Origin of the sequence: Pseudomonas sp. KBS0710 (assembly GCF_005938045.2) — a bacterium.
Lineage (GTDB): Bacteria > Pseudomonadota > Gammaproteobacteria > Pseudomonadales > Pseudomonadaceae > Aquipseudomonas.
Genome location: NZ_VCCF02000001.1, coordinates 5,163,301 through 5,176,388 on the forward strand (window position 1 = coordinate 5,163,301; position 13,088 = coordinate 5,176,388).

The following is a 13,088-nucleotide window of genomic DNA, read 5'->3' on the forward strand; positions in this document are numbered from 1 at the left end:
TCGGAGGCAGCCCGACACGAGCCCCGAACCGCGTGGTTAAAACTCATCCTTCTCTCGATGAAAATCATCGTCTTGCTTCGCCTGCTCCGGGAGAGCCGTGGCACTGGGAGCGCCCTCAATCAAGCCTTTTCGTGTCCAGAAACTGCCAGCACGTACCACGTTCAACGTTGTGTAAGGCGTCATCAGTTCCAGCATCTCGCGGGCCTCATACGCGCCCAGGTGTTTGAACTGATGGACCATCGTCTCCTCCCGCGAGTCGACGCTGAAATCCGGGGTGTACCGTAGCAACGCGCCGTCGCGTGTCGACAGGTAGTAATTCTGAACGTCGAAATACCCTCTCAGGCCGCGGGTGTATCGCCAGATATAACTCCAGGAAATGAAGTTGACCCCCAGTGACGTGGCAGGGTCGTTCTTGCTCTGGGCAAAGTCGGACTTGTAAAACTGATGGGTCATGACAATACGGTGCCCGTCCGGGTACTCGGGAAGCGGCACATTGTGGTCGCTGGTCGAGATTCTGCTGGGCTTCCAGAAAAGGCGCTCCTCGGCACTGGGAGCGGCGTTGGCGTCGTTGTCTACCAAGGGCTCGACGGCTACATAGGCACGCCTCAGCACATCTTCAAGAATCGCCCCCAGGTAATCGTCCCCTTTGTAGGGGCCGACCAGATGTTGCGTATAACGCGCGGCATCGTCCGAATGCAGGAAAACCGGGCTCAAGGCTAAACGATAGTCATGGTAGGGAGACACGGGCGTCGCCTTGTACGGCACCCATTGCGCGGTGACCCAGGTGGTTTCGAACCAGAATGGGCTGCCCAGCAACACCCGTAGCTTGTTGCCTGCGGCGACCTTGCGAATGTAGTGCAGCAGCGGCACGGCTGCGCTGTGCAGTTCACCGCCGTAACGGGATGCTGCCTCGACGGTGGCCAGCTCGGCAGCCGGCCGGGCGGTGTCAAGCATCAGCAGCGCGCCATCGGCACATGAAAGATAAAGAGGCACACGGCCGTACTCAGCCGCCGCCAATCCTTGTAACAAGTCCAGTGGCCAGAAAAAATGAGCGGCCGGGCTTGAATCTCCGGCCTCAGGAAGCACGCGGGCTTGCAGGTAGACACCATAGACGGTGAACCCTTGAGGCAACTTCCCCTCAACAAATACATGGTTGAGCTTAAAGCCTTCGGTATCGCGCAGGGGCAACGGCAGCGTCCCGGCAAAATGCGCCTGATTCGAAGACTTGAGAATAAAACCGAACGCCAAGTGATCGCGTTCCGGGCTCAGGCGATGCAGATAGCGTGCGACATCCAATGGCTGGGTGAACAGCGGGCTCAACCCTGCATCCGCTTGCGCCGCCACACCAGCGATCATATCCAGCGCCTGGGAGTATGCCCTCAAGGCAGTAACGGTGCGCGACGGCCCCCATAGCTCACTGCCTTGCAGCACAACCAGTTCCCCCGCATAAGCCAACCGATTGACCCACTCTTCGGGTTGCAGGGTGCAGTCGCGAATCTGTTCCTCAATCGGGTTGTACCGATGCCATTGCGCTTGAGCAGAGGTCAGGTTGAGTTCGGCCGCCAACGCCAGTTGCCTCGCGCCACCATCGAAACGGTAACGCAGCAGTGCACCGTCGTTACACAGCAAGTAGTCGATACGGGGGCTGGATGTTGCATCCCGGGCCCGCTCCCTGAGTACCTGCGTCACAAACGCAGTGGAGAACATATTGCGGTATACGTTCCATTGCGTATCGGTGGTCGGAAACTGCGGCTCGTATGCACTGCAGCTATGATAAAAAGCCACCACCGTACTGCCTCCCAGGAACAACCCTTTAGCCACCAATTCGTTTGAGCGAACCCACTGCACATCGAAGTTTTCGACGTGTACCACCAAGGGCTCGGTGGCGACGAACAGGCCTGCGCTTGATCTGAGGATCAAGCCGCCATAGACCTTGTCCCGTCTCGCGCCCAGGCGCATCGAGGCATAACGTGCCGCATCGTCGGCACAGGAAAAGGCCGGGCTCAGACGGCGACGCAACACCCGCAAAAACGGCACCCAGTGCGCATCCACCTTGCCTGGCGTGCTCCAGCACTCACTCCCCAGGATCACGTGTAGCTGCCCGCTGCCGGCCACGCGCAAGACAAAATCGGCGGTGGCTATCTCAGCGCTGTCGAGCCCGCGTTTGAGGGTCGACAGGCCTTGCTTCGTATCTGTGCCAAACACCCCATCACGGGTACCGGCTTCATACGCCAACAGAGCCCCTTCCAGCGTTGCGATATGCACCACCAGCCGCTGCGACAGCGGTAACCGTCGAACACCGACGTTATCGTAAAGGGCTGCATGCAGATCGTCAGGCGCGATGAAATGGCGGGCCAACCAACGCCCTGAGGCCGACGCATCCTCCGGTAAACGCACGGTGGATGCGTAAAAGCTGTCGACTTCAAACCCCGCCTGCTGCAGCGTCTCGGCAAAACGGCAGGTATGCAGCAACTGGTCGAGTAACTCGGCCGACACACTCTGCGTTACCGCGTATTGCGCCAGGGTTCGATGCCGCAGCACCACACCCAGGCCAACAGGGCTGCGCCCATAGCGCTCCAGGGTGCGTTCATGGGCGTCCCGCACCGCCTCCGATGCCGAGGCAAACACCGGGCCCAACAGGGGGGGTTCAGGGAGGCGCGACGCGTCAGTGCCCAGCGCCGGCTCCCAGTCTTCGGGCAAATCGCCGACCGGGCCCCAGAGTGGGTTGGCAAGTACCACGCGCAAGCGTCCCAGGTAAGCCTGCTCACGCACAAAGGCACTGGGCACAAGCGTGCCTTGCGATAGCTCTCGCGCCACGGTGCTGCTACCGGCCGAAGGCGTTACCCGCTCCAGCAACTCGCGCTCGGTATACGACTCAAGCGCTTGCGATGTATAGGCCAGCAAACTGTTTACCGAACCTGAAAGGTAGGCGCGCGCAACCACCTTGTGATTTGAGAGCAGCGTATAAATATCGGTGTCCATGAACATTTGCGCTGCGACCCGAGCCTCGTTGTCACGCAGGCTCTGAGCCGCATCAGGCTGTATTCTGGCGCAGAACAGGGCGTACAGTCGGCAGCCTGCCGTCAACATGATCGGCTCGCCCTGGGCGTCCAACGGGTAGACCGCATCCAGTGCAAAACGCGGCTGGTTTGTGCTGACAGGTTCAGTGACGACAAAACGTTGATCATCGCGCTGGAGAATCAGCGCAGCGCAGTTGAACAGACGCCGGTAGTCCAGTTGCCCATGGGCATACCTGGCCGCATCGTCAGCCGTCACAAAGGCTGGACTCAGCGGCGGCTGCCTATTGGAGTAAGGCTTCCAGCCTGACGTCAGGATTGCCTTTTCATTCCAGACCTCACTGGTACGCAGGACCTCAAGCGCTCCAATCCCGGCTACCCGCAACACATAGTCGTGCGCCGACAATACGCCAGTACGCATGTGTTCTTCGCTGCCATCGTCTTTAAATACGCCCTGAGGATCCTCAACAAACAGCGTCGTCTCCTGCTGCGAACCACGAAGGGTGTACCGCAACAAGGCACGGTCACTGGTTTGAAAATACAGGCTCGTCGGGTAATCGTCGTTACGCACGCCGGTATTGGCTCGAAGCTGCCCAATCCCCGCAGCCAACTGCGACGCCGAAAACATTACCTTGTACAGCCACGGTTGCGGCACGGCGGGCGCAACCGCCTGAACGGCCGGCACAGTGGCGTAAGCGCCCTGCACAGAGCAATGCTCAGGCAAGCTGACCCCGCCACTGGCCTGGGCTGGAAACAACGCCTTCAGAAGAAACCATGGTTGCGCTGCCTGTACCGGCCAGGTGGCGACATAACCTTGAGTACACTTGAGAATAAAGCCGCTGACCCCAGGCCCGGCTGAAGCCTTATCGTCCAAGGCCACCGTGGCCGCCTTTTCGGCTTGTGCATACACCCGAGTACACAAAGGTAATGCTTCAACTTTTGACGTCACGGCAGTGCCAGGCTCCCAGGTCGGGGTGACCCGGCCCCGTACGCCGCCCCACTCATCATTGGCCACCACCACCCATAGCTCGCCTGCGGCGGCGCAATCGAGGATAAACGAATGCACAAACTTATAGTGCAGGGACGACTGACCATTCCACTCTTTTACCAACTGGTCGTGCAAGACCTGTTCGACGGCATTGCCGCTGGCAACATACTTGATCAAGGACCCGTCCGGCCCCGATAGATAATGGGCCGGCATCGACTCACCCATGGCGATGTTAAACAGCATTTCCGAAGAGGTGAACGAACCGAGGAGTAATCGCACCTGCGAGTCCGACAAGCCTGTGCTGCGCATCTGCTCATGTACGGACTGATGTGAGTGGTAAATCGCAACCACCTGGAATCCCTTGGGCGCAACGGGATGCCCAAACTTATCTGCTGATAAAACCGTTTCAAAATAGAACCGAGGCATCTCGCCATGGCGAGGTTCGGTCGCGCGAAAAAGCCCCTCTTTGTCCTGCAGTACCACCCCGCCGTACTCCCATTCCACGGTATGGCGGATACGGCGGTGCGCCCAATAAGCGGCGTCGTCGGCACTGATAAAAGCTGGGCTCAGGGGAGGCAATTCAACAGGACGGCTTGGAGTGACGGGAATTGTGTCCATAAGGTTCTCGCTGGCAAGAAGGTCCAGGGCACAAAAGGCGCGCCTGGTGGCCTCATCCTGGAACGCTCCTGCGTGACGCTTGCGCTGCATATCTATGCCTGCGCCCTTTTTGAGGGCTTTGCGCGCACTCGATGAGCGATGCAGCGCCAAGTTGGTGCGCTGCATGGCCACCTTATCCGCGCAGCACTTACTGATATTGACGCTGCACGCCATAGGCACAGCCTTTGCAAAGACCTGCGTATCTGCCCCACAACACTTTCGGTTTACGGAGATCGCACCATGAAGCGTCGTAGCTTGATCAAGGCTTTCACTTTGTCGGCATCCATTGCCGCCATGGGCTTGACCTGGACCGTCCAGGCCGCCGAGACCATCAAGGTCGGCATCCTGCACTCGTTGTCCGGGACCATGGCGATCTCCGAAACTTCGCTTAAAGACATGGCCTTGATGACCATCGACGAGATCAACGCCAAGGGCGGTGTGAACGGCAAAATGTTGGAGCCAGTAATTGTGGACCCGGCGTCGAACTGGCCGCTGTTCGCCGAAAAGGGCCGCCAGCTGCTGACCCAGGACAAGGTGGCCGTGGTGTTCGGTTGCTGGACCTCGGTGTCGCGTAAATCGGTATTGCCGGTGTTCGAAGAACTCAACGGCCTGCTGTTCTACCCGGTGCAGTACGAAGGTGAAGAGATGTCGCCCAACGTGTTCTATACCGGTGCGGCGCCTAACCAGCAGGCGATACCGGCAGTGGAGTACCTGATGAGCGAAGAAGGTGGCGGCGCCAAGCGCTTCTTCCTGCTCGGCACCGACTATGTGTACCCACGCACCACCAACAAGATTTTGCGTTCGTTCCTGCATTCCAAAGGCGTAGCTGACAAAGATATCGAAGAGGTCTACACCCCGTTCGGCCACAGCGATTACCAGACCATCGTCGCCAACATCAAGAAGTTCTCGGCCGGTGGCAAAACCGCAGTGATCTCCACCGTCAATGGCGACTCCAACGTGCCGTTCTACAAAGAGCTGGCCAACCAGGGCCTGAAGGCCACTGACGTGCCAGTGGTGGCGTTCTCCGTGGGCGAAGAAGAACTGCGCGGCATCGACACCAAACCACTGGTGGGCAACCTCGCCGCCTGGAACTACTTCCAGTCAGTGGAGAACCCGGTGAACAAGAAATTCGTCGCAGACTGGAAGGCCTATGCCAAGGCACACAACCTGCCGGGCGCGGACAAAGCCGTGACCAACGACCCGATGGAAGCCACCTACGTGGGCATTCATATGTGGGCGCAGGCGGTTGAGAAAGCCAAGTCCACCGACGTCGACAAAGTGCGCGAAGCCATGGCCGGCCAGACCTTCGCCGCGCCGTCGGGCTTCACCCTGACCATGGACGCGACCAACCACCACCTGCACAAGCCGGTGATGATCGGCGAGATCCAGGCCGACGGGCAGTTTTCGGTGGTGTGGCAGACCGAAAAACCGATCCGCGCCCAGCCGTGGAGCCCGTACATTCCGGGTAACGACAAGAAGCCGGACTATGCCGTGAAGAGCAACTAAAGCCCCACGCGGTCAAAAATGTGGGAGCGGGCTTGCTCGCGAATACGGTGGATCAGTCACAAATGCACTAACTGACACACCGTATTCGCGAGCAAGCCCGCTCCCACACTGTCCGCGAATGATCAGGACACTTTGTTATGCCCACTGCCCTCCATCGCTACTTTCTGGCCTTGCTGCTGATGCTGCCCTTCGCCGCACACGCCAGCGACGCCGAAGACTTCATCAACGCCAACCCGATGCAACAAGCCAAACTGCTCCAGGACTGGGCTGCCCAGCCCGATCCGGCGCGCATCGAGCTGGTGGACGCGCTGCAACAAGGCCAACTTAACGTCAACGGCGAAACCAAGACCGTGCGCCTGAACAACCGCCTGCGCGGCCTGATCGACAACGTGCAAGCCAGCCAGCAACTGCTCGCCGCCGACCCCAAGGTGCGCCTCGCTGCTGCGCAAACCCTGCAAAAAAGCGCACAACCTGCGCAGCTCAAATTCCTCGACCAGCAAGTGGCCGCCGAGACCAACGAGGCCGTGCACACCGCGCTGAGCCTGGCCCTGGCCAACCTGCAACTGGTCGACCCCAACCCGCTCATTCGCCTCGCCGCCGTGCGCCTGCTGGGCGGTACCGGCGACCCGCTGGCACGCACACGCCTTGAGGCGCTGCTGGCGCCCGGTGTCGAAACCGATGCCGCCGTGCACACCGCCGCCGAGACCAGCCTGGCCCAGGTCAAACGCAAATTGATGTTTGGCGAGATTCTCGGCCAGGCCTTCAGTGGCATGTCTTTGGGTTCGATCCTGCTGCTCGCAGCCTTGGGCCTGGCGATCACCTTCGGCCTGCTCGGCGTGATCAACATGGCCCACGGCGAGATGCTGATGCTCGGCGCTTACTCCACGTATGTGGTGCAACTGATGATGCAGCGCTACGTGCCGGCGGCCATCGAGTTCTACCCGCTGGTTGCGCTGCCGGTGGCGTTTTTTGTCACGGCGGCCATCGGCATGGCACTGGAACGCACGGTGATTCGCCACCTCTACGGGCGGCCGCTGGAAACCCTGCTGGCCACCTGGGGCATCAGCCTGATGCTGATTCAGCTGGTGCGCCTGGTGTTCGGTGCGCAGAACGTCGAAGTCGCTAACCCCGAATGGTTGTCCGGCGGCATTCAAGTGCTGCCCAACCTGGTGCTGCCGTACAACCGCATCGTGATCATCGCCTTTGCACTGTGCGTGGTGGTGCTGACCTGGCTGTTGCTGAACAAGACGCGCCTGGGCCTCAACGTGCGCGCCGTCACCCAGAACCGCAACATGGCGGCGTGCTGCGGCGTGCCCACCGGGCGTGTGGACATGCTCGCCTTTGGCCTTGGTTCCGGTATCGCAGGGTTGGGCGGCGTGGCGCTGAGCCAGATCGGCAACGTCGGCCCGGACCTGGGCCAGAGCTACATCATCGACTCGTTCCTGGTGGTGGTGCTCGGCGGCGTCGGCCAGTTGGCCGGTAGCGTGATGGCCGCCTTCGGGTTGGGCATCGCCAACAAAATTCTCGAGCCGCAGATCGGCGCCGTACTCGGCAAGATCCTGATCCTCGCGCTGATCATTCTGTTTATCCAGAAACGCCCGCAAGGACTCTTTGCACTGAAAGGACGGGTGATCGACTGATGAACCAGCCATTGATGCTTACAGCCGCGCAAAAGGCCGGCCCCAAGGTCACGATAGCGGTGGGCACGGTGATCCTGATCCTGCTGCTGGCGCTGCCGTTGTGCTCGCTGCTGCTGCCGGAAAATCCGTTTTACGTCTCGGCCTACACCCTCACGTTGGTGGGCAAGATCCTCTGTTACGCCATCGTCGCTCTCGCGCTGGATCTGGTGTGGGGTTACGCGGGGATGTTGTCCTTAGGCCATGGCTTGTTCTTTGCCCTCGGCGGTTACGCGATGGGCATGTACCTGATGCGCCAGGCCTCCGGCGATGAGCTGCCGGCTTTCATGACTTTTCTGTCGTGGACTGAGTTGCCGTGGTACTGGGTCGGCACCGAGCACTTCCTCTGGGCCATGTGCCTGGTGGTGCTGGCCCCCGGTTTGCTGGCACTGGTGTTCGGTTTCTTCGCCTTTCGTTCACGGATCAAGGGCGTGTATTTTTCGATCATGACCCAGGCGTTGACCTTTGCCGGGATGCTGCTGTTTTTCCGCAACGAAACCGGGTTTGGCGGCAATAACGGCTTCACTAACTTTCGCAGCATTCTGGGCTTTGGCATCACTGAGCCAGGCACCCGCGCGGTGCTGTTTGTGGCCACTGTGTTGTTGCTGGTCGCTAGCTTGTACACCGGCTGGCGCCTGGCGCAGAGCAAGTTCGGCCGCGTGCTCACGGCGTTGCGTGACGCCGAGAACCGCCTGATGTTCTGCGGCTACGACCCGCGGGGTTTCAAGCTGTTTGTGTGGGTGTTGAGTGCGGTGCTGTGTGGTTTGGCCGGCGCTTTGTATGTACCGCAAGTGGGCATTATCAACCCCAGCGAAATGTCGCCGACCAACTCCATCGAAGCCGCCGTGTGGGTGGCCTTGGGCGGGCGCGGCACCTTGATCGGCCCGTTGCTGGGCGCCGGTGTGGTCAATGGCATGAAGAGTTGGTTCACCGTGGCCTTCCCGGAATACTGGCTGTTCTTCCTCGGGGCGCTGTTCATCATCGTCACGCTGTACCTGCCCAAGGGCATCATCGGCCTGCTGAAGAAATGAGGAACGTCATGCTTGAACCTATTTTCGACGCAGGCAGCGGCCGCGATGCCATCGGCATTGGCCAGGCCGCCGGCAAGGGCCTGAACACCCGCCACGGCACCATCCTGACCCTGGAAGACATCAGCGTCAGCTTCGATGGCTTCAAGGCACTCAATGACTTGAACCTGTACATCGGCGTCGGCGAACTGCGCTGCATCATCGGCCCCAACGGCGCGGGCAAGACCACGCTGATGGACGTGATCACCGGCAAGACCCGACCCAGCCATGGCAAGGCCTGGTTTGGCGAAACCCTGGATTTGACCAGCATGAGCGAGGTGCAGATCGCCCAGGCCGGCATTGGCCGCAAGTTCCAGAAGCCCACGGTATTCGAAGCCTTGAGCGTGTTCGAAAACCTGGAGCTGGCGCAAAAGACTGACAAGTCGGTATGGGCCAGCCTGCGCGCACGCTTGAGCGGTGAGCAGAAAGACCGCATCGAGGAAGTGCTCGATACCATCCGCCTGACCGCCTCGGCACAGCGCCCGGCGGGGTTGTTGTCCCACGGGCAGAAGCAGTTCCTGGAAATCGGCATGCTGCTGATGCAAGACCCGCAACTGTTGCTGCTGGACGAACCCGTTGCGGGCATGACCGACGCCGAAACCGAGTTCACCGCCGAGCTGTTCAAGCGCCTGGCGGGCAAGCATTCGCTGATGGTGGTGGAACACGACATGGGGTTTGTCGGCGCGATTGCCGACCACGTGACCGTGTTGCACCAGGGTAGCGTGCTGGCCGAAGGGTCGCTTGCACAGGTGCAGGAAAATGAACGCGTTATCGAGGTTTACCTCGGTCGCTGATGCTTTATCTGATCGTTCCCAAGCAGAGCGTGGGAACGATCAATTGAGGAGGTTTTGAACATGCTGCAAGTCGACAAGCTGCATCAGTACTACGGCGGTAGCCATATCCTGCGCGGGCTTTCATTTGACGTGCAGATTGGCGAAGTCACCTGCCTGCTCGGCCGTAACGGCGTGGGCAAGACCACCTTGCTCAAATGCCTGATGGGTTTGCTGCCGGCCAAAGAAGGCGCGGTGAACTGGGAAGGCAAGGCCATTACCGGGTTCAAACCGCACCAGCGTGTACACGCCGGTATCGCCTACGTGCCCCAGGGCCGGGAGATTTTCGGGCGGCTGACGGTGGAAGAAAACCTGTTGATGGGCCTCTCGCGCTTCCCTGGCTCTGAAGCCAAGGAAGTCCCGGCGTTTATCTATGAACTGTTCCCGGTGCTGCTGCAAATGAAGCACCGGCGCGGCGGCGATTTGTCCGGTGGCCAACAGCAGCAATTGGCGATAGGCCGCGCGCTGGCCAGCCGCCCGCGCCTGTTGATTCTCGATGAGCCCACCGAAGGCATCCAGCCGTCGGTGATCAAGGAAATCGGCGCGGTGATCAAAAAGCTCGCGGCGCGCGGCGATATGGCGATCCTTTTGGTGGAGCAGTTCTACGACTTTGCCGCCGAGCTGGCCGATCAATACCTGGTGATGTCACGCGGTGAAATCGTGCAGCAAGGCCGAGGTGAAAATATGGACAGTGAGGGTGTGCGCGGGCTGGTTACGATTTAATCTGTAGCGTCCTGACGATAAGCCTGAACATATGAACCTGCCCGTTACCCCTGCCCTGTTCACCCCCAGCTGGCATGCCGAGCTGGAACTTGGCTACGCGCGCTTCGGCGACACCACGCGCCCGGTAATGCGCCGCCACCTTGGCCCGCTGCGGGTGCAAAAGCACCTGTACGCCGAAGGCCCCGAGGTGTGCCAGCACATCATCGTGCACCCGCCGGGCGGGATTGCCGGCGGCGACCGCCTGGACATCAGCGCTCACGTCGGCGCAGGCGCCTGGGCGCAATTGACCAGCCCCGGTGCGGCCAAGTGGTATCGCGCCAGCGGCCCGGCCTATCAAACACTCGACCTCACCGTGGAAGCCGGTGCGACTCTGGAATGGCTGCCCCAGGAGACCATCGTGTTCAGCGCCGCCCAGGCCGAACTCAGCACGCGCATTGATCTACAAGGCGATGCACGGCTGTTCTACTGGGACGTGATCGCTCTAGGCCGCCCGGCCAGCGGCGAGCGTTTCGACCTGGGCCACTTTCAATCGCACCTGGATATTCGCCGCGACGGCCAGTTGTTCTGGCATGAGCGCCAGCGCATTGTAGGCGCCGACGGTTTGCTCGACTCGCCCATAGGGCTGGACGGGCAGCCGGTGTTTGCGACGTTGCTGCTGACCGGCGATATAGACCCTGAATTATTGGAAACCTGCCGCGCCCTGCCCCACGCGGTGCGCGGTGACCTGACCCAATTGCCCGGCTTGCTGGTCGCCCGCTGCCTGGCCAGTGAGGCGCTGCTGGCGCGGGGTTGGTTGATTGATTTATGGCGGCTGTTGCGCCCGGCAGTGCTGGGGCGAGAAGCCGTCGCACCACGAATCTGGAGCACCTGAAGATCAAAATTTTGACCTCTGATGCAGTTAAGAATGCTTTCTATGAGAGACCTTGAACCATGGATTTGACCCCACGGGAAAAAGACAAACTGCTGATCTTCACCGCCGGCCTGGTGGCCGAGCGCCGCTTGGCGCGTGGCGTGAAGCTCAACTACCCGGAAACCATCGCCTATATCTCCGCAGCGCTGATGGAAGGCGCCCGCGATGGCCGCACCGTGGCCGAGCTAATGCACTTCGGCACCACCCTGCTCACCCGTGAGCAAGTGATGGAAGGCATCCCGGAAATGATCCCGGACATCCAGGTGGAAGCCACCTTCCCCGATGGCACCAAGCTGGTGACCGTCCACCAGCCAATTGCGTGAGGCCCGGCCATGATTCGTGATGCTACCGAACAAGACCTGCCGGCGATCCGCGACATCTACAACGATGCCGTGCTCAACACCACGGCAATCTGGAACGAACAACCGGTGGACCTGGCCAACCGCCAAGCCTGGTTCGCGGCACGCCAGGCGCAGCAGTATCCGATTCTGGTGGCGGTGGAAAACGATGAAGTCACCGGCTACGCCTCATTCGGCGACTGGCGCCCGTTCGAGGGCTTTCGCTACAGCGTTGAGCACTCGGTGTACGTGCGCAATGACCAACGCGGCAAAGGCCTCGGCCCGCGCCTGATGCAAGCGCTGATCGAGCGTGCCGCAACCTGCGGCAAGCACGTGATGGTCGCGGCCATCGAAAGCGGCAACCAGGCGTCGATCCGCCTGCACGAACGCCTGGGTTTCATCAGCACCGGGCACATGCCGCAAGTGGGCATCAAGTTCGGCCGCTGGCTGGACCTGACCTTTATGCAACTGACATTGAACCCGGGCGCCGAACCGCCCAAGGAGTGAGATCGATGAGCGCTACGCAACTGCGTCGAGTCAATGCTGAAAGTTTTGCCCATTACCGCCTGGGTTTGATTGAGCTGTTGCTGGACGCGGTGAAGCACGGCGCTTCAGTCGGTTTCATGGCCGACTTCGATGACGCCCAGGCCCGTACCTATTTGAGCGGCGTGCAGGCCAGTATCGAAGAGGGCAGCCTGCTGCTGTGGGTGGTGGTGCGCGACGAACAAGTCATCGCCAGCGTGCAACTGGCGCTGTGCCTGAAAACCAACGGCCTGAACCGCGCCGAAGTGCAAAAGCTGCTGGTACACAGCAGCGCGCGACGTCATGGCCTGGGCCAACAGTTGATGAACACCCTGGAACTCGCCGCGCGCCAGCACAAGCGCGGCCTGCTGTACCTGGACACCGAGGCCGGCTCCGGTGCCGAAGCCTTCTACCAGTCGCTGCGCTACACCAAAATCGGTGAGCTGCCCAACTACTGCCAAAGCCCGGACGGGCGCTACACCCCGACCGCCATCTACTTCAAGACCCTGGGGCAACCTGCATGATTCCTGGTGAATATCAGATCCAGCCTGGCGACATCGAACTCAATGTCGGCCGGCGCACCGTCACCCTCAGCGTGGCCAACAGCGGCGACCGGCCGATCCAGGTGGGCTCGCACTACCACTTTTTCGAGACCAATGACGCGCTGACCTTTGACCGCGCGGCGAGCCGTGGCATGCGCCTGAATATTCCCGCCGGGACGGCGGTGCGCTTTGAGCCGGGGCAGAGCCGCGAAATCGAGTTGGTGGATTTGAGCGGCGGGCGGCGGGTGTTCGGGTTTGCCGGACGGATCATGGGCGACCTTTAGGGCCTCATCGCAGGCAAGCCAGCTCCCA

The 13,088-nt window shown here is 60.7% G+C and carries 11 protein-coding genes; 10 read left to right on the plus strand and 1 reads right to left on the minus strand.

Annotation, left to right across the window (positions count from 1 at the left end; translation table 11 throughout):
* Positions 1 to 36: 36 nt before the first annotated feature.
* Positions 37 to 4,788 carry a DUF4329 domain-containing protein gene (locus FFI16_RS23720; protein WP_178112707.1) on the minus strand — a complete coding sequence of 1,584 codons (4,752 nt, stop codon included), beginning with the start codon at positions 4,786 to 4,788 and terminating at the stop codon, positions 37 to 39.
* A gap of 114 nt (positions 4,789 to 4,902) precedes the next feature.
* Between FFI16_RS23720 and urtA the strand changes: the two genes are divergently transcribed.
* From urtA to FFI16_RS23770, 10 genes are all read left to right on the plus strand, one after another.
* Positions 4,903 to 6,168, plus strand: coding sequence for an urea ABC transporter substrate-binding protein (urtA, locus tag FFI16_RS23725; RefSeq protein WP_138817062.1), 1,266 nt, complete (start codon positions 4,903 to 4,905; stop codon positions 6,166 to 6,168).
* 137 nt (positions 6,169 to 6,305) lie between these two features.
* Entirely contained in the window at positions 6,306 to 7,808 is a 1,503-nt protein-coding gene (gene urtB / locus FFI16_RS23730; protein ID WP_138817063.1) for an urea ABC transporter permease subunit UrtB, read from the plus strand.
* Positions 7,808 to 8,875 (plus strand): urea ABC transporter permease subunit UrtC, encoded by a 1,068-nt coding sequence (urtC, locus tag FFI16_RS23735; RefSeq protein ID WP_138817064.1) that lies wholly within the window; start codon positions 7,808 to 7,810, stop codon positions 8,873 to 8,875. The genes urtB and urtC overlap by 1 nt, the downstream gene beginning before the upstream one ends.
* Positions 8,872 to 9,705: an urea ABC transporter ATP-binding protein UrtD gene (urtD, locus tag FFI16_RS23740; RefSeq protein WP_178112708.1), complete on the plus strand. Its 834-nt coding sequence runs from the start codon at positions 8,872 to 8,874 to the stop codon at positions 9,703 to 9,705. The genes urtC and urtD overlap by 4 nt, the downstream gene beginning before the upstream one ends.
* A gap of 60 nt (positions 9,706 to 9,765) precedes the next feature.
* Positions 9,766 to 10,464 carry an urea ABC transporter ATP-binding subunit UrtE gene (gene urtE, locus FFI16_RS23745; RefSeq protein ID WP_138817066.1) on the plus strand — a complete coding sequence of 233 codons (699 nt, stop codon included), beginning with the start codon at positions 9,766 to 9,768 and terminating at the stop codon, positions 10,462 to 10,464.
* A 31-nt stretch (positions 10,465 to 10,495) separates the two neighbouring features.
* The gene (locus tag FFI16_RS23750; protein WP_138817067.1) at positions 10,496 to 11,335 is read left to right on the plus strand and encodes an urease accessory protein UreD; all 840 of its coding nucleotides are present in this window, start codon (positions 10,496 to 10,498) and stop codon (positions 11,333 to 11,335) included.
* Between the two features lie 59 nt (positions 11,336 to 11,394).
* The gene (gene ureA, locus FFI16_RS23755; RefSeq protein ID WP_003217383.1) at positions 11,395 to 11,697 is read left to right on the plus strand and encodes an urease subunit gamma; all 303 of its coding nucleotides are present in this window, start codon (positions 11,395 to 11,397) and stop codon (positions 11,695 to 11,697) included.
* A gap of 9 nt (positions 11,698 to 11,706) precedes the next feature.
* Complete coding sequence (locus FFI16_RS23760; RefSeq protein ID WP_138817068.1) at positions 11,707 to 12,219, plus strand: GNAT family N-acetyltransferase; 513 nt, start codon at positions 11,707 to 11,709, stop codon at positions 12,217 to 12,219.
* Positions 12,220 to 12,224: 5 nt separating this feature from the next.
* On the plus strand, positions 12,225 to 12,758 hold the full coding sequence (locus tag FFI16_RS23765) for a GNAT family N-acetyltransferase (RefSeq protein WP_138817069.1): 534 nt from the start codon (positions 12,225 to 12,227) through the stop codon (positions 12,756 to 12,758).
* On the plus strand, positions 12,755 to 13,060 hold the full coding sequence (locus FFI16_RS23770; RefSeq protein WP_012721964.1) for an urease subunit beta: 306 nt from the start codon (positions 12,755 to 12,757) through the stop codon (positions 13,058 to 13,060). The genes FFI16_RS23765 and FFI16_RS23770 overlap by 4 nt, the downstream gene beginning before the upstream one ends.
* Positions 13,061 to 13,088: the final 28 nt, after the last annotated feature.